The 20,944-nt window shown below is 48.1% G+C and carries 15 protein-coding genes and 2 pseudogenes; 16 read left to right on the top strand and 1 reads right to left on the bottom strand.

What is annotated here, in order from left to right:
• Positions 1-4: 4 nt before the first annotated feature.
• The 12 genes and pseudogenes from M1L66_RS26565 to M1L66_RS26510 all read left to right on the top strand — a co-directional run bounded on the left by M1L66_RS26565 (position 5) and on the right by M1L66_RS26510 (position 16,118).
• Complete coding sequence (locus tag M1L66_RS26565; protein ID WP_434688841.1) at positions 5-1,636, top strand: extracellular solute-binding protein; 1,632 nt, start codon at positions 5-7, stop codon at positions 1,634-1,636.
• A gap of 56 nt (positions 1,637-1,692) precedes the next feature.
• On the top strand, positions 1,693-2,613 hold the full coding sequence (locus M1L66_RS26560; protein WP_434688840.1) for a dihydrodipicolinate synthase family protein: 921 nt from the start codon (positions 1,693-1,695) through the stop codon (positions 2,611-2,613).
• 17 nt (positions 2,614-2,630) lie between these two features.
• Positions 2,631-4,094 (top strand): hypothetical protein, encoded by a 1,464-nt coding sequence (locus tag M1L66_RS26555; protein ID WP_434688839.1) that lies wholly within the window; start codon positions 2,631-2,633, stop codon positions 4,092-4,094.
• 139 nt (positions 4,095-4,233) lie between these two features.
• Positions 4,234-4,986 (top strand): IclR family transcriptional regulator, encoded by a 753-nt coding sequence (locus tag M1L66_RS26550; protein ID WP_434688838.1) that lies wholly within the window; start codon positions 4,234-4,236, stop codon positions 4,984-4,986.
• Between the two features lie 38 nt (positions 4,987-5,024).
• Positions 5,025-6,791 carry an L-fucose isomerase gene (locus M1L66_RS26545; RefSeq protein WP_434688837.1) on the top strand — a complete coding sequence of 589 codons (1,767 nt, stop codon included), beginning with the start codon at positions 5,025-5,027 and terminating at the stop codon, positions 6,789-6,791.
• Positions 6,792-6,848: 57 nt separating this feature from the next.
• Positions 6,849-8,468, top strand: coding sequence for a xylulokinase (locus tag M1L66_RS26540; protein WP_434688836.1), 1,620 nt, complete (start codon positions 6,849-6,851; stop codon positions 8,466-8,468).
• On the top strand, positions 8,465-9,427 hold the full coding sequence (locus M1L66_RS26535) for a D-2-hydroxyacid dehydrogenase (RefSeq protein WP_434688835.1): 963 nt from the start codon (positions 8,465-8,467) through the stop codon (positions 9,425-9,427). Before M1L66_RS26540 ends, M1L66_RS26535 begins: the two co-directional genes overlap by 4 nt.
• A gap of 97 nt (positions 9,428-9,524) precedes the next feature.
• Positions 9,525-9,680, top strand: a pseudogene (locus M1L66_RS26530) (superoxide dismutase family protein); the annotation flags it as partial.
• 283 nt (positions 9,681-9,963) lie between these two features.
• A pseudogene (locus M1L66_RS26525) lies at positions 9,964-10,529 on the top strand (transposase); the annotation flags it as partial.
• A 486-nt stretch (positions 10,530-11,015) separates the two neighbouring features.
• Positions 11,016-12,275, top strand: a complete 1,260-nt coding sequence (hisS, locus tag M1L66_RS26520; protein WP_187019699.1) for a histidine--tRNA ligase — start codon at positions 11,016-11,018, stop codon at positions 12,273-12,275.
• Positions 12,276-12,301: 26 nt separating this feature from the next.
• The gene (aspS, locus tag M1L66_RS26515; RefSeq protein WP_002602177.1) at positions 12,302-14,092 is read left to right on the top strand and encodes an aspartate--tRNA ligase; all 1,791 of its coding nucleotides are present in this window, start codon (positions 12,302-12,304) and stop codon (positions 14,090-14,092) included.
• Positions 14,093-14,285: 193 nt separating this feature from the next.
• Positions 14,286-16,118, top strand: coding sequence for a 5'-nucleotidase C-terminal domain-containing protein (locus tag M1L66_RS26510; RefSeq protein ID WP_434688834.1), 1,833 nt, complete (start codon positions 14,286-14,288; stop codon positions 16,116-16,118).
• Between the two features lie 172 nt (positions 16,119-16,290).
• On the opposite strand, the gene M1L66_RS26505 is transcribed toward M1L66_RS26510, so the two are convergent.
• Positions 16,291-16,968 (bottom strand): cyclic nucleotide-binding domain-containing protein, encoded by a 678-nt coding sequence (locus M1L66_RS26505; protein ID WP_434688833.1) that lies wholly within the window; start codon positions 16,966-16,968, stop codon positions 16,291-16,293.
• Positions 16,969-17,081: 113 nt separating this feature from the next.
• On the opposite strand from M1L66_RS26505, the gene M1L66_RS26500 reads away from it, so the two are divergent.
• The 4 genes from M1L66_RS26500 to M1L66_RS26485 all read left to right on the top strand — a co-directional run bounded on the left by M1L66_RS26500 (position 17,082) and on the right by M1L66_RS26485 (position 20,841).
• Positions 17,082-17,912 carry an amidohydrolase family protein gene (locus M1L66_RS26500; protein ID WP_434688832.1) on the top strand — a complete coding sequence of 277 codons (831 nt, stop codon included), beginning with the start codon at positions 17,082-17,084 and terminating at the stop codon, positions 17,910-17,912.
• 53 nt (positions 17,913-17,965) lie between these two features.
• Entirely contained in the window at positions 17,966-19,018 is a 1,053-nt protein-coding gene (locus tag M1L66_RS26495; protein WP_187019696.1) for an ABC transporter substrate-binding protein, read from the top strand.
• 250 nt (positions 19,019-19,268) lie between these two features.
• Entirely contained in the window at positions 19,269-20,069 is an 801-nt protein-coding gene (locus M1L66_RS26490) for an ABC transporter permease (RefSeq protein ID WP_187019695.1), read from the top strand.
• Between the two features lie 16 nt (positions 20,070-20,085).
• Positions 20,086-20,841, top strand: coding sequence for an ABC transporter ATP-binding protein (locus M1L66_RS26485; RefSeq protein ID WP_187019694.1), 756 nt, complete (start codon positions 20,086-20,088; stop codon positions 20,839-20,841).
• Positions 20,842-20,944: the final 103 nt, after the last annotated feature.

Raw genomic sequence — 20,944 nt, 5'->3', positions numbered from 1 at the left:
TATAATGAAAAAAAAGTTAACTGTATTTATGCTTGGTATGAGCATCCTGGCAGGTCTGACCGCCTGTGGGAAGTCAGAACCGGCTCCGGCACCCTCATCTGAGGCCAGCGGGGAACCGGTCTTTGATGAGTCAGGTGCAGAGATGATTGATGAAAACACATATCTCACTGGAGATAAGATCGTCAAGGATCCCATTACCCTGAGAGTGGATGTTTCCAGCGGTGCTTTAACCGGAAACTTAAACACACTGACTTGGGTGGAGCAGCTGGAAAAAGACACGAATATTGACCTGGATATTAATCATATGAACAGCGGAGATACAAATGAGCAGGTATCTTTGATCTTTAATACCCAGGATTATCCGGACATCTTTTTTGGCGGTCCCACTCCTCAGCAGTTAAATGATTGTGTGGAAGCAGGGGTACTTTATCCATTGGACGATTTGATTGAGCAGTATGCACCTAATTGGAAGAAGTACCTGGATGAGAATCCATATGTCCGTAAGCTTATCACGTATTCCGATGGTCACATCTACAGCCTTCCATGTGTGCGTGATGAAGTGGTCCAGAACGGGATCCGGGATCAGTGGCTGATCAATAAAGCATGGTTAGATGAATTGGGATTGCCGGTACCTGCGACAGATATAGAATTTGTGGAAACCATGCAGGCTTTTAAAGACAATGCAGGAAAGGGTTCCATCCCGGAGGGGGTTATCCCCTATTATTTCCGCTATAACTATTTTATAGGCAGCCAGTTGGATTTCTATGCCGCATACGGCGTAGTCGTTCCCGGAGATCGTGATACAACGTATATTTCCATCGGGGAAGATGGGAAGACGGCAGAGTACGAATTTACGAATGAAGATATAAAAGCACCTGTAAAGACACTGAATGATATGTATAAGCGCGGTCTCATACCGGGATCTGTATTCACAGATGATTGGAATGAATATCTGAATAAGACACGTTCCGAGTCTGCTTTTATCGGAAGCTTCCACTCATTCCATAACCCTAACCCGGATGTCTATGTGGCCATGCCTCCATTTCGTGTAGAAGGGGTGGAGAACAGCTATATCCGCAGCCAGCTGAACCAGTATGCACCTGGATATTTTACTATCTTTAAAGACAACCCATATCCGGAAGCCTCCATCCGTCTGGCAGATGTGATTGCAGATCCTGACAGATCTATCACTGGCTTTTATGGTACCTTTGGTGAATATCTGGAAAAACAGGCTGATGGTACTTATCTGCAGCTGCCTCAGGAAGCTGATTCTCAGATGAAAGAAAATTGCCCGGGTAACTGTATCCCTCTGCTGATCACTGCTGAGATGGGGGATAAGATCACCTATGATGGAGCGCTGAAGGTACGTCAGGATGCAGTAGAGATGTATAAGCCATATATCCTTCCGGTAGAACGTCTCTATCCGCGTCTGCTGATTCCTCAGGAGGATCAGACAGAATTTAATGAACTGCAGAATAATATCAATGATCTGAGTAAACAGCAATTTGCCCTGTGGATTACCGAAGGTGGAATCGATAAGGGGTGGGATGCATATCTGAAGGATTTGGAAATGGCTGGTCTTCCAAGATATATGGAGTTATCTCAGAAGTTCTTTGATGATTTTAATCAGAGATAATAAGGCCGTTACACAGGCCATATTGATCAAAAGAAAGTATGTGGGAGGATATCCTCATGGAAGGATATAAGACAACTGGCGTGTGGCCGGTTATGCTGACGCCATTTACAGAGATGGGTGAAGTGGATTATTATGCCCTGGACTATCTAATCGACTGGTATACAGAAAAGGGAGTGACTGGACTGTTTGCAGTATGTCAGTCCAGTGAGATGTTTTATCTTTCTCTCAAGGAAAGAGTAAAGATGGCGGAATATATAAAAAGACGGGCATCCATTCCTGTGATTGCTTCCGGACATATATCAGATGGACCTTCCCAGCAAGTACGGGAACTGGTGCAGATGGCAGAAACCGGGGTAGATGCGGTAATTCTTATTACCAATAGAACAGCTCAGGAAGGGCAGGCAAGCCAGATATGGATCGAAGGAATGGAGGAGCTGCTAGAGCAGCTCCCCCCCATAACACCTTTGGGATTATATGAGTGTCCTTATCCATATAAAAGGGTACTGTCTCAGGAGGAACTGGAGTTCTGCATACAGACAGGGAGGTTCCGCTTCCTGAAGGATACCTGCTGTGATGCAGAGCGTATCCGTAACCGTCTGGAACAGGTGAAGGGCAGAGGGTTAAAGCTCTTCAATGCGAATACATCTACACTGCTGGAGTCCTTAAGATATGGTGCAGAAGGATACTCAGGTGTAATGGCTAATTTCCATCCGGATCTATATGTATGGCTTTGTCGGAATTGGGACCGATACCCGGAGGAGGCAGAACGATTGCAGGCAGGTTTGACCTTTGCATCTATGATTGAGAAACAGTACTATCCGAATAATGCCAAGATCTATCTGGCAGAGGAAGGACTGCCAATCGGAGAGCGGTGTCGGGTGCGCAGCGGTCAGTTTGTGAGCGGCCTGTATCGAAGCGAGATCGCTCAGTTGAGAACTTTGACGGAGACGATGAGAGATAGAATACAAGGATTATAAGAAAGGCGGATATAAAGATGAAGGGACATCCCGGATGGGACTACAAGCCATATGTCAGAATGTGCGACATCAAAAAGAAGGATCTGCCGGTAATATGCCGATTAGCTCCCTATGAAGATCATTGTGAGATACAGTGGATGGATCATGGAGATGAAGAGGGCCAGCACCAGATTATATGCCATCAGAGAGGGACAGGCAAGCCGGATATCGAGCTATGGACCTGTGAACATACGGTGGATATCAAAGGTCTCCTGCCTGGACGAGAGTATGAAGTAAGAGTATTGCGCAGTAAGGATCCGGAGAAAGGAAGTGATTTTCGATTTTTCCGGGCAGGTGAGATTATTGGAACCGTGATTGATTATCTTCATCCCCACGATGACCATTATGCATATTCGGGAAGATATCTGTGCAGTCCTTGTATTCTTCGGACAAAGAAGGGACGCCTGCTGGTGTCTATGGATGTCTATGGACTAGGTATGGCACAAAATCTGACAATCCTATGTAAGTCAGATGATGACGGCAGTTCTTGGCAGTATCTGTGTGAACTTTTTCCCTGCTTCTGGGGTAAATTATTTGAATATGAAGACCGGATTTACATGCTTTCGATGACAGCCGAATATGGAGAGCTTCAGATCGGTTATTCAGAGGATGAGGGAGAGACATTCTGCAAGCCGGTGACACTCTTTCCGGGATGTGGGATCCGGTGGGAGAAGGGGATGCATCAGGCACCTACTCCGGTAGTTTTCCATGAGGGGCGCATATGGACGGCTGTCGATTATGGTTCCTGGGAGTGCGGAGGACATGAGTCAGCAATTATTTCTGCATCTTTGGAGTGTGACCTTATGGATCCGTTTGCCTGGGTCTGCAGTGAGTTTGTTCCCTATGACCGAAGCTGGCCCGGGGCTGTGCCTCACAGTCAGTGGGGCGGCCATGAAGGAAATGCTGTCATAGGCCCGGATGGGGAGATATATGATTTTCTGCGCTATCAGATCTCCAATGTATTCAGCGGTCATGTGGATGACAGTGTAATCACTCATGGAAAGGCATTTATCCTGAAGCTGGATAAAAAGGATCCGGAAAAACCGATGTCCTTTTATAAATTTGTTGATTTTAATGGCGGAATGAGTAAGTTTGTGATTCGTAAAGACGAGATAACAGGCTTCTATATATCCCTGGTAAATGAAGTGGTTGATGATACGATGCCGTCTCAGAGGAATATACTTTCTCTTTCGATTTCCAGGGACATGGTCAACTGGAGGATTGTAAAGCCCTTGATCGACGCTTCGGAGTATTCAGCCTTTGATACAGGATTTCAGTATGTGGATTTTATCATTGATGGTGAGGATATCCTCTATGCATCCCGGACTGCATTCAACGGTGCTCACAATTTCCATGACTCAAATTATATCACATTCCACAAGCTGGAAGATTTCCGCCAGGTAATAAAAGAGACTCTAGAAACAGAGGAAGGATACAGATAATGCTGTCTGTCTTCCAGAGGAGAACCTTTCCAAATAGCCGTTTTGAAGGTGTCATTTACATGGAGGTATGTTATAATAATAGCAGTATTTTGGAAAAATATGGTTATTATACAAAAATTGCCAATAGGAGGTTCTCGTTATGGAACAAGAAGTTAAAGTAAAATCGCTGGTAAAGGTATTTGCAATCCTTGAATGCTTTTCGAATAGTGAACCTGAGCTTGGGATCTCGGAGATATCCAGAAAGCTGGGGATGCTTAAGAGCACGGTTTATAATATCGTAGCAACCTGCGAGGCACTTGGCTATCTGGTACAGAATAAAGAATCAGGAAAATATTATCTGGGCGTAAAATTTTTGCAGTTTAGTTATATTGTGAATAATCATATGGGGCTGAGGAATGTTTTTCTTCCCTATATGCAGCAGATTGCCAATGATGTTCGTGAAACGGTGTATATGGGTATCCCCCATGGTGATGAGGTGCTGTACATAGAATGCTGCTCCCCCATGCCCCAGACTTCCCAGCGGACAATCTTAGGAGAACATGCTCCTATGTACTGCACGGGTCTGGGGAAGGCGATGATGGCCTTCTTGCCGGAACAGGAGCAGAAGGAGTATACGTCCCGTCCACTTGAGCCGTATACAGAAACAACCATAACAGACAGTCAGACCTTATTGAAAGAGTTAGAGACAATTCGCCAGCGCGGTTATGCCATCGACGATATGGAGCATGAATACGGAGTGGTCTGTATTGGCGTACCGGTGTTTGGCAATGATGGCCGGGTGGTGGCAGCAGTCAGTGTGAGCGCCCCGTCGCTCAGGCTTAAAAAACACATTATTAAAATATATGCGGGGAAGATTCAGACATATCTGCAGCCGATCCAGAATAAGCTGTAGATCATGTCTATAGGATCCCTGAAAGGAGCGTATCGGATATGGATGAAAAGGTACGGATCGGTATACGACCGATTATCGATGGACGTAAGGCAGAACGCAGCAACCTTGAAGGGCAGGTCATGAGCTTAGCAGAGGCGGCGAAAGAACTGATTGAGAAGAAGGTAAAGGATCACTGGGGCCGTCCGGTAGAATGTGTCGTAGCAGATACGACAATCAGCGGCAGTGCACAGGCCAGGCAGTGCGCCGAGAAGTTTGCCAAATTAAATGTAGCGGGTACGTTAAGCGTTACCTCCTGTTGGTGTTATGGCAGCGAGACCATGGATATGGATCCCATGACCATCAAGGCCGTATGGGGATTTAACGGAACCGAAAGCCCGGGAGCCGTGTATCTGGCAGCTGTTATGGCAGCACATGCCCAGAAAGGATATCCGGCCTTTGCCATCTACGGAATGGATGTTCAGGATAAAGGGGATGGCAATATCCCTGCCGATGTAGAAGAGAAGATTCTGCGTTTTGCCCGTTGCGCGGCAGCCGTGGGAGTAATCCGAGGTAAGAGCTATGTGAACATTGGCTCCGTATCTATGGGCATCATGGGTTCCTACTGTAATGATGATTTCTTTACCAAGTATCTGGGGATACGCCCTGAGTTTGTAGATATGACAGAAGTATTGCGCCGTCTGGATGGGGGAATCTATGATTTAGAGGAGTACGAAAGGGCCTATGCCTGGACTCGCGAGAATTGTCTGGAAGGTTTTGATAAGAATCCGGACAAACTGCAACACAGCAGAGAGAAAAAAGAGAAGGAATGGGAGCAGGTCGTTAAAATGACTCTGATTATACGTGATATCATGCTGGGGAATCCCAAGCTGGAGCAGCAGGGGTATTACGAGGAAAGTCTGGGACGCAATGCCATCGCAGGCGGTTTCCAGGGTCAGCGTATGTGGAGTGACTGGCAGTCTGTAGGAGATTTTTCTGAGGCTATCTTAAACTCCTCCTTCGACTGGAACGGGATACGTAAACCTATGATCCTGGCAACGGAAAACGATACTCTAAATGCCGTATCCATGCTGTTTGGCCACCTGATGACTGGTGGGGCAAGTATCTTTGCGGACGTCCGTACATATTGGAGCCCGGAGGCAGTAGAGAGGGTGACCGGCTGGAAACCAGAAGGAAAGGCAGAGAACGGATTCATCCATCTGATTAACTCCGGTGCAGCGGCATTAGACGGAACAGCACAGCAGAAAAATGAAATGGGGGAACCAGTGATGAAGCCCTGGTGGGCGGTCACTCCAGGTGATGCAGATGCCTGTCTGAAAGCGACACAGTGGTGTCCAGCCAGCGCTGCATACTTCCAGGGCGGTGGGTTCTCATCCCAGTTTAAGACAGCAGCAGAGATGCCTGTTACCTTGGTGCGTCTGAACATGGTAAATGGATTAGGACCCAGCCTTCAGATTGCAGAAGGATATACGATTCAGCTTCCGGATGAGGTACATGAAGTCTTGGACAAACGTACAGACCCTACCTGGCCTACCACCTGGTTTGCTCCATGTCTTACAGGAGAAGACACCTTTGACAGTGTATATTCTGTGATGAGCAGCTGGGGGGCCAATCATGGTGCATTCTGCTATGGTCATGTAGGAGCAGATCTGATCACTTTGGCCAGTATGCTGCGGATTCCGGTAACGATGCATAATGTGGGACGGGGCCGTATCTTCAGACCTCATAGCTGGAATGGTTTTGGAACAAAGGATATGGAGAGCGCTGACATCAGAGCCTGCCTGGCATATGGCCCCTTATATAGATAAGCAGGATGCTGATACAGGCGGCTATCTGCTGCCTGTTTTCCTTAAAGGAGGGGCGAGATGGATAAGAGAGAGAGGATTGCAGCGGGCAAGTCGGTTCTGGGGCTCGAGTTGGGCTCGACTCGGATCAAAGCTGTTTTGATCGGGGAAGAGCATGAGATACTGGCAGTCGGATGCCACGAGTGGGAAAACCGTCTGGAGAATGGAATATGGACGTATCATCTGGAGGATGTGTGGGAAGGTGTGCAGGATGCATACAGGCAGTTGTCAGAACAGGTCTGCAGAGCATATGATGTAGTCATATCTGAGGTGGCAGCCATTGGTATCTCTGCTATGATGCATGGATATCTGGTATTCGATTCAGAAGGAAGACAGCTGGCGCCTTTTTATACATGGCGCAACACCAATACAGAGTGTGCGGCAAAAGAGCTTACAGAGGCATTTCAGTTTAATATTCCCATGCGCTGGGGAGTTGCTCATTTGTATCAGGCTATCCTGGATCAGAAGGAGCATGTTGCGGAGCTGTCTTTTTTAACGACGCTGGCGGGTTATGTCCATTGGAGCTTGACTGGCAGGAAGGTTCTTGGTATAGATGATGCATCAGGGATATTTCCCATTGATTCATCCTGCTGCGATTACGATGAGAGTATGCTGGAGACATTTGACAGGCTGGTAGAATCCCATCTGCTCAAGTGGAGGCTGCGGGAGCTGCTGCCAGAAGTTTTGACGGCTGGAGAGGCTGCGGGAGATCTGACACCGGAGGGAGCCCTGCTGATTGATCCTACCGGAGTCCTGAGGCCAGGGATTCCCTTATGCCCGCCGGAAGGAGACGCAGGTACAGGTATGGTGGCAACGAATAGTATTACCTGCCTCACCGGAAATGTTTCGGCAGGAACGTCCATCTTTGCCATGATGGTATTAGAGAAGCCGTTAAAGGAGCTGCATAGGGAGATTGATATGGTATGTACTCCAACAGGAGCTCCTGTAGCCATGGTACACTGTAATAATGGCACAGGAGATCTGGATGCGTGGATTGACCTTTTTGGGCAGGTGCTGGAAGCAGCAGATGCCAGGATTGAAAAAAAGAAACTGTATCATCTGATGTATCATAAGGCTCTTCAGGGCCAGCAGGATTGTGGCGGAGTGTTAAGCTATAATTATATTTCAGGTGAACCGATCACGGGATTTGAAGAAGGGCGTCCTTTGCTGGTACGCCAGCCTGAAGCCCGATTTGCTTTGACGAATCTGATGCGTTCTCTTATCTTTTCCAGCTTGGCCTCTTTGCGGATCGGTATGGAAATACTGACGGAGCAGGAAGGCGTGAGACCGGAAAAACTTACGGGACATGGAGGTCTATTTAAAACAGAGCAGGCAGGACAGCAACTTATGGCGGCAGCCATAAAGGTGCCGGTTTCGGTTATGGACTCAGCTGGAGAAGGAGGGGCTTGGGGGATTGCTTTACTGGCTGCGTATAAGGTATGGAAAAATATGGGTGAAAGTTTTGAGCAATATTTAAAGGATCGGGTGTTTGCAAATGTCACCGGTGTGACTATTTCGCCGGATTCGGAGGAAGAGGCAGGGTTTGAACATTTTCTAAAGACTTATAAGAAGGGCTTGGAGATACAGAGGGCTGCTGTAAAGAGTCTGGGGGCAGATATAGGTGAAAGGAGACGCATATGAGGATCGTGATATTAGATGGGTATACAGAGAACCCAGGTGACTTAAGCTGGGAGGGCTTCGAGGCTTTGGGAGAGCTGACTGTATATGACCGGACTGAAGAAAGTAGCCAGATTATAGAGAGGATTGGTGATGCAGAGGCAGTATATACCAATAAAACACCCTTAACAAAGAAAACGATAGAGAAATGTTCCTGCCTAAAGTATATTGGTGTCCTGGCTACAGGCTATAATGTAGTGGATACAGAGGCTGCAAAACAGGCGGGGATTATTGTTACGAATATTCCAACCTATGGAACAGATGCAGTCGCTCAGTATACGATTGCCCTCCTGTTGGAATTATGTCATCATATTGGAGAGCATTCCCGGTGTGTCAGAGCAGGGGATTGGACCAGGAGCAAGGATTGGTGCTTCTGGAACTATCCTTTGATCGAGCTTGCTGGAAAGACGATGGGAATCATCGGTTTTGGATGCATTGGACAGAAGACGGCAAAGATTGCTCAGGCTTTTGGGATGAAGGTTTTAGCATACGATCGTTTTCAGAATAAGACTTTGGAAAGTGATACCTGCAGATATGCTCATCTGGATGAGCTGTTGGAGAAGTCGGATGTAATCTCTCTTCACTGTCCCCTGTTTCCAGAAACCCAGGGAATTATAAACAAAGAAAATATTGCTAAGATGAAAACAGGAGTCCTGATCATCAATGATTCCAGAGGCCCTCTGATTGTAGAGGAGGATCTGAGAGATGCCTTGAACAGCGGTAAGGTAGGCGGGGCTGCTGTGGATGTAGTATCTACAGAGCCTATTCGGATGGATAATCCTCTTCTGGAAGCTAAGAACGGTATCGTAACCCCTCATATTGCATGGGCACCAAAAGAGTCCAGGCAGAGGCTGATGGATATAGCGGTTGGTAATCTGAAGGCATTCATGGAGGGGAATCCGGTCAATGTAGTTAGCAGTTAAGATATCATTGTTTCATATTAGAAAAGCTGCAGAAGGGGAACTTCCTGCAGCTTTTTGCTTGTGCACCATGGGCGCACTCTAATGGGTGAAAGTTTTTGCCATGATGATGTTCTACACCGACCGTTTCTACCCGGAAACCATTGCCGGCAGGACAGTAGTCATTCATGACATGCCGGATGATTTCAAGACTCAGCCATCAGGCGATTCCGGCATGAAGACCGCCTGTGGAGAAGTGAAGGAGAATAAAATGTAATCTTATGTAAAAATTTTAACAATAAAATAAATGTAAATAGGTTACTGTTCAGAGGTCAATGTCAGTTCGTTAAGTTACAAGGTTAGATTGCGTATTGAGGGTCTAACCAATTTTTTAAAAAATATATCCTAAAAGTGTTGACACGCAGTCAAAAATGTGCGGCTGCTTTCGCTATTGATTGTTTTTTAGAGGTAGCGAAAGCGGCCCTTGAGGGAGAATCCCAAAGATTGTGTAAACCTCTAAACTGATGTAAGATAGAATTACTCAGTTTGGAGGTTTTATTATGGCAGGAAAAAATGATTCCCCACAAAAAGCAGCAATGCGCGAACTCATGAGCAGTTACTTAAAGCAGAACAACGTCAAGATTAAAGACGGAACCGATGCCAACGCCCTTATGCGGGATATGATGAGCGTGATACTGGAAGGTACCCTGGACGAAGAAATGAATGAGGAACTGGGTTACTCCAAGTATGATTACCACAACAAGGATATGGACAACAGCCGGAATGGCCATTCCCCAAAAACGATGCATACCAGTTATGGCGACATGGAAATCGACATTCCCAGGATATGGAAGAAAAAATCATTTCTATGTATGCAAAGGGAATGACCACGGGCGATATTGAAAGCCATATGCGGGAACTATACGATATCGACATCTCGGACAGCACTATCAGCCGGATTACGGATAAGATACTGCCCATAGTGAAAGAATGGCAGGAAAGACCATTAGAGGAGGTCTATGCCGTGGTCTTCCTGGATGCAATCCACTTCCATGTGCGCAGCGAGGGCCGTATTGTAAAGCAGGCCGTTTATATCGCCATAGGAATCGACATGTCCGGGAAAAAGGGCGACGGTGAGAAAATAGAAACACCGGAAGCCACGTACCGGAAGCCGGAAAAGGCGACGAAGAGAAGACAGAAATACCAGAGACCGGAAACGGAAAATAAGAAGATGTAGAAATGCCGAATGCCGGAACTGGTGACAAAACTGCTGCAGAACTACCATAAATCCTAATAATATGCCCCTAAAGATGATGATTCAAATAAAATGATCGTCTTAGGGGCATATTTTTGTATATGAATAGAAAAACGGAAGAACCAGTCAGCTTTCGCTCAAGAATCAACGGGAAAATGCCTTATCCGGCGCATAAGTGGCTGTTCTGTGTTCAAAATACTGGGTTGCAGCAGCGTATCTATGAATATAAGAAGAAAAATTTCAAAAATCGCTTGCAAAACTAAAAAAGACCAGTAAAATAGAGAGAAGACGTGTTATTCCCGCGAAAGCGGCGAAATACAGGGAAGAAATGAATAAAATGATAACGGAGTGAGACGTATGGCACTGAAAAAGAAACCGGTTACCGGCATGAAAGATATCCTGCCCGCAGAGATGGCGGTACGGGAATATGTAATGAATCAGATTCGTGAGACATACGGTGGATTTGGATTTAATTCCATCGAGACCCCGTGTGTGGAACATATTGAAAACCTGACCAGCAAGCAGGGCGGCGATAATGAAAAACTGATTTTCAAGATTATGAAGCGCGGAGACAAGCTGCGCCTCGACACCGCGGAGACGGAGAACGATCTGGCAGACAGCGGTCTTCGCTACGATTTAACCGTACCGTTATGCCGCTATTACTCCAATAATGCGGCGACGCTTCCAGTGCCGTTTAAGGCGCTTCAGATGGGCAGCGTATGGAGGGCGGACAAGCCTCAGAGAGGCAGATTCCGTCAGTTTGTTCAGTGTGATATTGATATTTTGGGCGATCCGACCAGACTGGCTGAAATCGAATTGATTCTCGCAACTACCACGCTTCTTGGCAAAGTCGGCTTTAAGGGTTACCATGTCCGCATCAATGACAGAAATATCTTAAAGGGAATGGCGTCCTACTGTGGTTTCCCGGAGGAATCCTTTGACCAGGTGTTTATCATTCTGGATAAGATGGATAAGATCGGCATGGAAGGCGTTGCGGCCGAGCTTTTAGAAGCCGGTTATGAGAAAGAGAAGATCGATCAGTATTTAGCCCTGTTCGGTTCGGTGACACCGGATGCGGCGGGGGTACGTTCTCTCGGCGAGACATTAAAAGACGTAATGGATCCCGAGATGACAGAGAATCTGGCAGCCATTATGGACAGTGTAAACAGTATCGCTACCAGTCAGTTCGATATTATATTCGATCCGACCCTGGTGCGCGGAATGTCCTACTACACCGGCACAATCTATGAGATTCAGGTGGATGGGTTCCCGGGATCTGTTGGCGGCGGCGGCCGCTACGATAAGATGATCGGCAAATTTACCGGCATGGAGACACCGGCCTGCGGCTTCTCCATCGGTTTCGAGAGAATCATTACCATCCTGATGGAAGAGGGCTTTACCGTTCCGGGAAGTACGGAGAAGAAGGCATTTCTGATCGAAAAGGGCGTCAGTGCCGATGTGATGACAGCGGCTATTCAGGAGGCCATGGACGAGCGTGCAAAGGGTGTCTGCGTTCTCGTATCTCAGATGAACAAGAACAAGAAGTTCCAGAAGGAGAATTTACAGAAGGAAGGCTATACCGAATTTAAGGAATTTTACAGGGAAGCTTTGAAATAATATTACGATTAAGTTGGAGGAACATTATGGCAGAATCAATGCTGGGACTGAAAAGATCCCATAGATGTACAGAGGTAACGAGCAGCAATGCCGGTGAGACCGTCACCGTTATGGGCTGGGTGCAGAAGAGCAGAAATAAAGGCGGAATTATTTTCGTGGATTTAAGAGACCGTTCCGGTATTCTGCAGATTATCTTCGAGGAGAGTGACTGCGGCGCTGAGAATTTTGCAAAGGCTGAGAAGCTGAGAAGCGAATTCGTAATTGCGGTAACCGGACACGTGGAGAAGCGTGCAGGCGGAGTGAACGAAAATCTGGCAACCGGTGACATTGAGGTCAGAGCAGAGAGTCTTCGCGTTCTTTCCGAATCAGAGACACCGCCATTTCCGATTGAGGAGAACAGCAAGACGAAGGAAGAACTTCGTTTAAAATACCGTTATCTTGATTTGAGAAGACCTGATATTCAGAGAAATATTATGGTCAGAAGCCAGGTCGCGATCATCACGAGAGCATTTCTGGCAGAGGAAGGCTTCTTCGAGATTGAGACTCCTACCTTGATTAAGAGCACACCGGAAGGCGCACGAGATTATCTCGTACCGAGCCGTGTTCATCCGGGAGCCTTCTATGCGCTTCCGCAGTCCCCGCAGTTATATAAGCAGCTGCTCATGTGTTCCGGCTATGACCGGTATTTCCAGCTGGCCAGATGCTACCGTGATGAAGACTTACGCGCCGACAGACAGCCGGAATTTACACAGATCGATATGGAGCTGTCCTTCGTGGACGTGGAAGACGTCCTTGAGGTAAATGAGAGACTGTTAAAGAGATTATTTAAGGAAATCTGTAATTTTGATCTGGAACTTCCAATTCCCAGAATGACATGGCGCGAGGCGATGGACCGCTTCGGTTCCGATAAGCCTGATATGCGTTTTGGCATGGAATTAAAGAACGTGTCCGATGTGGTTCGTGGTTCCGAGTTTGCAGTATTTAAAAATGCCCTGGAAGCAGGCGGTTCCGTGCGCGGTATCAATGCAGACGGCCAGGGAGCCATGCCTCGTAAGAAGATCGACGCCCTGGTGGAATTCGCAAAGGGCTTCGGTGCAAAGGGACTGGCTTACATTGCCATAGCTGAGGATGGAACTTACAAGTCCTCCTTTGCAAAATTCATGACAGAGGATGAGCTTCACGCATTAGTGGAAGCCATGGAAGGAAAGCCGGGAGACTTACTCCTCTTTGCGGCTGACAGAGATAAAGTGGTATTCGATGTATTAGGAAACTTAAGACTTGAGCTGGCCAAGCAGCAGGATTTACTGAAGAAGGACGACTTCAAGTTCTTATGGGTAACGGAATTCCCGCTTCTTGAGTATTCCGAGGAACAGGGACGTTTCGTTGCCATGCACCATCCATTTACCATGCCGATGGACGAGGACTGGCATTTAATCGACAGCGATCCGGGCGCAGTGCGTGCAAAAGCCTACGATATTGTATTAAATGGTACCGAGATGGGCGGCGGCTCTGTCCGTATCCATCAGGGAGACATCCAGTCCAAGATGTTCGAAGTACTGGGCTTCACCCCGGAGCAGGCACAGGAGCAGTTCGGATTCCTGCTTGACGCATTTAAATACGGAGTACCGCCTCACGCAGGTCTGGCTTACGGCCTCGACCGTGTGGTCATGCTCATGGTAGGTGCTGACAGCATCCGTGACGTAATCGCATTCCCTAAGGTGAAGGACGCTTCCTGCATGATGTCAGAAGCACCGGCGCCGGTTGATCCAAAACAGCTGGAAGAGCTGTACATTGAGATCGCAGAGACAGAAGAATAAAAAGAAATAGAGACAGATACAGACAGCCCGCATCTCGCGCCGGAAATGGCGCCAGGATGCGGGCTGTTGTTTGTCATTCCGTCAGCTTATTTCACTAATATAAGAAAAAAACAGGAAAACAATACCCTTATTTTACATTTATCTGTTATAATAAACTTAAAGGTAAAAAATGTAAAAAAGGAGGCTTTAAGAAATGAAAAGAAGCGGAAAAAGAAGGTTTCTGTCTCTGTGGCTCACGCTGCTGATGGTGCTGTCCCTGGCCACTGGCATGTCGTTTACTGCGGCGGCGGCAGACCACGATATCGTTGTGCTGTATACCAACGATGTCCACTGCGGCGTTGATGACAACATCGGATATGCAGGGCTGGCGCTTTATAAGAAGCAGATGCTTGAGCAGACACCGTACGTTGTCCTCGTGGACGCCGGCGATGCCATTCAGGGCGCGCCCATCGGAACGCTTTCCGATGGAGGCTACTTAATCGATATCATGAATAAGGTTGGCTATGACTTCGCCATACCTGGAAACCATGAATTCGATTACGGTATGCCCCGTTTCCTGGAACTGGCGGGGAAACTGAACTGCGGCTACTATTCCTGTAACTTCCTGGATCTGCGCACAGGACAGACCGTATTCGCCCCGTACAAGATGATGACATACGGAGATACGAAGGTTGCCCTCGTAGGCGCCAGCACACCGGAAAGCTTTACGAAATCCACTCCGGCGTATTTCCAGGATGCAAACGGAAACTATATCTACAGTTTCTGTGAGGATGAGAGCGGACAGAAGCTCTATGACCGGATTCAGTCCAGCGTGGACGCGGCCAGAGCGGATGGAGCCAATTACGTCATTCTCGTCGGCCATCTGGGAGAAAACGGAACCACCGAGCGCTGGTCATCTGACAGCGTCATTAAGAATACCAACGGGATTGATGCTGTGATCGACGGCCACTCTCATGAGACGGTTCCCTCTAAGGTTGTGAAGAACAAGGACGGAAAAGATATCACGCTTACGCAGACTGGTACGAAGCTTCAGGATATCGGAAAGATGACGATCAAAAAAGACGGAACAATCACGACAGAACTGATCTCCAAGGTAGAGGCAGGAGGCGCTTCGAGGGCGTATACGGTGAAATCCGGGGATTCCTTAAGCAGAATTGCAAAGAGAGAACTGGGATCCTATAACCGCTGGAGAGAGATTTACGATGCCAACAGAGATAAGATTAAAAATCCTGATATGCTGACGATCGGCATGCAGCTCACTCTTCCAGGCGGAAGTGCCGTCACGGAGGACGGGAAAAATGTGGACTATGACACCGATCAGTTCATCAAAGGAATTCAGGCGCAGTACAATGAGACGTTAAAAGCAGTTCTGGGGCATAGTGACGTGGACTTGACCGTCAACGATCCTGCGACGGGAGAACGCGCAGTGCGAAGCGCCGAGACGAACCTGGGCGATCTGACTGCTGATGCATACCGCTACGTACTGGGCGCCGATATCGGATTATCCAACGGCGGGGGCATCCGTGCCAACATAGCGGCAGGCAATATTACATATAACGATACACTGGCAGTATTCCCATACGGCAACATGGGATGTGTAGTGGAAGTGAAGGGTCAGCAGATTAAGGACGCTCTGGAGATGGCTTCCAGAAACTGCCCGGATGAAAACGGCGGCTTCCTTCAGGTATCAGGACTATCCTATACCATCGATACGTCTGTTCCGACTACGGTTCAGACCGATGATAAGGGGAACTTTATAAAAGTTGGCGGCGCTTACCGCGTGACCGATATCAAGGTAGGGGCGGAAGCTCTGGATGTAAACAAGACATATACGGTCGCTTCCCATAACTACATGCTGAAATCCGGCGGTGACGGAATGACCATGTTCGCAGGTGCGAATATCACAAGGGACGAGGTCATGACGGATGTGGACATTCTTTCCGCATATATCAATACAAACTTAGGCGGCAATGTAGGCGCTGATTACGGCGACCCGCACGGCCAGGGAAGAATTACGGTAAAATAGTATCAGTGAATGAATGACATCAAATAAAATGTTATAAAATCAATACCATAAAATGACGCATTAGCGACTTTATTAATACTTATTATAAAAAGAGCGGTCTCACGATCTATAATTCGTGAGCCGCCTTTTTAATATATATCAATCGTCTTTAAGCCTTTGTCTTCATCCCCATCTATTCCTCCTCCCGTATCTCCTCCGCCAGCTCCCGTACCTTATCCCAGTCCAGGATTCGGACGCCCTTTGGTACACGCTCCAGAATCTGTTCCTCACACATGGTGGAGATTAGATGCATCAGGTGGCGGTAGGAGATCGTTAAGTACTCCGCTATCTCTGTGTATTTCACAGACAGCAGTCCGCCGTTCTGGAGAAGGAGGAGACAGGCGGCAAAATTGTTGCGGCTGGGATAGGCGGTCAGGCTCATGTATTTGCGGTTCTGGGCCACATTCTGTTTTAAGGCCATGCTGCAGCAGAACCTCAGAAACTGTGCATCCTGCAGAAGTCCGGCGCGGCAGCCCTTTGTATCGATCTCGATAAAGCGGCATCTCGTCTGTGCCACCAGGGGATAGGGGCGTTTGTTCTCCTCAAACAGCTCCGGTACGCCGAAGAGGCTGAACGGCGTAAAAAAATTAATCAGCGACTGCCGGCCATTTTTATGGAAGCCATACAGCTTCGCCGTCCCAGAAACCAGGTAGAGAATCCTCGCCAGCTGATCGGTGTTGCGGATAATATATTCGCCCTTTTCATACTCTGTGACACGGACATGAGGACGGATATCAAAGGAAAAATGGCTCTCAAACTCATGCTCCTTAAGTATCCTGTCCGTCACGGCAGTGCTCTCTGCACTCTTCATTTCGCACCTCCTAAAATTCACCAAAATATGAGAAATCTCATATTTTTTTCATTTCCTTTATTATATACTAAGTAAAGCAAAATTAATATGAATATTTGTATAGGAGTACAAACGTGTATAAGAAAATTGATTTCAGGGTACGCCCGCCCTACGGAAATTATCTGACCATGTTCCAGAACGAACAGGCGCATTTTGCACGACTCGCAGACGCATTCGATATGACCGTCTCCGAATCACAGCGCACGGGAAATCTGGAGCAGTTTGTAAAAGAAATGGATCTGGCAGACATTGAGATCTCAGTCGTTCCCGGAAGAAAGAATCTGGGAGTGGTCAGCGAGGGAATGTTTCCGCTTACAGCGAAATATCCCGGACGTTTTATGATCTTTCCCTACATCGATCCGACCGACGGGGATGAGGCTCTTTACGAGATCGACCGATGCAGAGACCGGTGGGATATCCGGGGAGTGAGCATAGAGCCGACCTATCAGCCGAAGCCCTATGCCTTCGATGATCCGATCGCATTTCCCATGTATGAAAAACTCGAAAAAGAGGATCTGGCCCTGTTTGTGAGCTACAGCGCCAAGCTTCTGCCGGTGGTTGATCCGGACACGGTACGCCAGTTGGGGAGTGTGCTGCACCATTTTCCGGATTTGAAGATCATTGTGGGCCATGGAGGTTGGCCATGGCACTTAGAGGTGATGGCCATGGCATTTAACTCACCTAATATTTACATTGTTCCGGATATGTACGGATTAACCGGAGCGGGAAGCGGGGATTATATTAAAGCGGCCAATACGCTGATGAAGCACCAGATGCTGTTCGGCACGGCCTATCCCATCCTCAACATCATGGATACAGCCAGGTTTTACGAAAACTGCGGCTTAAAAGAATCCGTAAAGCCGGATTTCTTTTACAATAATGCAGCAAAGCTGCTCAAACTGTAACTGACCTGGCTGTACAGCCACCACCAAACGCACAAAAAGAGGAGGAACGCAACATGAAAAAAGTATTATCTATCGGACTGTCAATCTGTATGGCAGCAGCCCTGTTCGGGTGCTCGTCCGGAACTGGCAGGGACACGGCTCCGCAGACGACGGCTTCCGCAGAAGCAGACACAACGAAGGCGAAGTCGTCCATCGATGACTACGTATACGACGGCGATCCGATTGAGATTCATCTGGGGGACATCAACAGCCAGTTTCCATTAAATCTGGCTTACAATCTGGGATATTTGCAGGAAGAATTTGAGGGAAGCAACGTGACCTTTACGATGGATTACTTCCAGAACGGTCCGGCCATCTCCGAGGCGTTCGCTTCCGGTGATCTGGATTTCGCAGAGTTCGGCGAACAGGCGGCGATCGCGGGTATCTCCGCTGACTACGGTTATAAGATTATCGGCCGCAACTGCGATACGGAAACGATGTATCCGCTGGTGGCGGGCAAAGATATTACGGACGCGGAGGGACTCAAGGGGGCTAAGGTCGCCGTATCCGTCGGCACCAGCGCCCACTACCTGCTTTTGACATACTTACATTCTCTCGGACTTTCCGAGGATGACATCGAACTGGTCAACACGAACGATACGGTAACTCTTCTCGCTTCCGGTGAAGTACAGGGTGCGGCCGACCAGCTGGCAAAATTCAGTTCTATGATCGATGCCGGTGACGTACATGTACTGGCTGACGGAGCTGTCAGCGAGACCTGCCAGATCAGTGCATTTGTGGGACGTACGGAATTCTGTGAGAAATACCCGGAAATCACGGCCAAGGTCCTGAAGGTGGTTCAGCGCGTGGATGACTGGATGGCGGAGAGCGAAGATAATCAGAAAAAAGCATTTACCACACTGGCGGAAATCACCCAGCGGGAGGAAACCTGGTTTTCCACCATGTACAGCGGCTCTAATTTCGGCATCAACTTGACGGAACAGGATCTGCGCGTGTTGGGCGAGGTGCTGGAATTCATGAAGAGCAATGATCTGTTATCCAATCCGGATATCACCATGGACGATATTCTGGAACTGAAATATCTGGAAATGGCCGGTTACCGGTAAATGGCATTAAAACCGGCGGCTGTCCGTCTGACTGGATGGTCCGCCGGTTTTGCCGTACATCGGAATATATGTAACTGTTCAGCCGTGCGGCGGTTTGCTCGGAAAAGTATGTTACAAGCTTGCTTGTATAAGTACTTTTCTGTGTAAACTGACATAGGGCGGAACGCCCGGGCTTCTTGTTTTCGTGCTTTTCGAAAACAAGAAGATGCACGGCTGAACAGTTACAAATATATGGAAAGGAAGTTTACGAATGTTCAATCTCAAAACCCAAAACAGCGCAAGACAAAATAAAATACTGCCGGTAATCGCCATTGTATTTCCCATCCTGGTGATTCTTATCTGGCAGTATGCGTCAACTCACGGACTGGTGAAGGCTTCTCTTGTACCGGCTCCCCTGACGATTGCGAAGACATTTCTGTCCTATATCGAATCAGGAAAGCTCTGGAAAAACTTAAGTGTCAGCTTCGGCCGTGTGGCGTGCGGTTATGTGATCGGCGCGATGTGCGGCGTGGCAGTGGGATTTCTGATGGGGTTGTTTAAGCCGGTGAGCGCAGCCTTAAACGGTATCGTCAGCGTACTCCGCCCGATTCCGACCATCGCGCTGGTCCCGATTGTGATCCTGTTAGCTGGTATCGGATTCTCGTCTAAGGTTGCAATTATCGCTTTCGGCTCCTTCTGGCCGGTGCTGCTCAATACCATGCACGGAATTCAGACCGTGGACAACAAGCTGTTGGAAGTGGCCTACACATACCGGATACGGACCTCAAAAACTATTTTAAGGATCATCGTTCCCTCCTCCATCCCCGCCATTCTCACAGGCCTCCGGCTTGGAATGAGCAATGCGTGGATGAGTGTGGTTGCCGCAGAAATGATCGCTTCCTCCACCGGAATCGGTTATTTAATCACCCTGTCCCGCGAGACGGCAAATGCCCGCGTCATGTACATGTGCGTGCTGGTCATCGGCGTGATCGGCCTGATCATCGACAAGGGCCTGACCCGGCTGGAACACTATTATCTGGCAAAGACCCGCGGCATTATCGACAGCAAATAAGGAGGGCGGATATACCATGGCAGAGAACACAAATATTCTTGAGATCAATGGCCTGCATAAGAATTTCTTTATCAGGGGGCAGAAATTCGAGGTGCTCGCAGGCGTCGATTTAACGGTTAAAAAAGGGGAGCTGCTGGCCATAGTCGGAGCCAGCGGATGTGGAAAAAGCACGCTGTTAAAGCTGATCACCACTCTGGAGACGATCAGCTCCGGCGAGATCTTACTGGATGGGGAGCCGGTAAACGGGCCATCTCCCAAATGCAGCATGATATTCCAGGAGGCAAGGCTTTTTCCCTGGCTGACCGTAGAGCAGAACATCGAGTTTGTAATATCCGATACTGTGCCGAGGACCGAGAAAAAGAAAATGGTGGATTATTACATTAAACTGGTAGGGCTGACCGAGTTTACAAACGCCGTGCCGAACCAGCTTTCCGGCGGCATGCAGCAGCGTGTCAGCATCGCCCGCGCGCTCGCCACAAGGCCTCAGCTGCTTCTTTTGGATGAACCATTCGGCGCGCTGGATGCATTTACCCGTATGGCCATGCAGCAGGAAGTGCTGCGCATATGGGAGCAGGACAAGACGACGATGATGATCGTCACGCACGATATCGACGAGGCGATCTACTTAAGCAACCGGGTTGTGATTATGGGGAAAAATCCGGGTGTTGTAAAGAAGATTGTACCTGTAAACCTGCCATTTCCAAGGGATCGTACCGATTCCGCATTCCTGGAAATCCGCGGGGAGATTATGAAAGAATTTCTGGATACGTAAATTCGGAAGCGATTGCGATAGAGACGCTGGGAAAGGTAGAGAGTACACTACGTTTCACAGCGTCTTTCTTGAATTTCCATTTCCTCCGGAACTGTGGTATACA

This window comes from Hungatella sp. SB206, assembly GCF_051132295.1.
Classification (GTDB): domain Bacteria; phylum Bacillota; class Clostridia; order Lachnospirales; family Lachnospiraceae; genus Hungatella; species Hungatella effluvii.
Note: the sequence above shows the minus strand (reverse complement) of the source record. Positions and strands in the feature narration are given on the sequence as shown.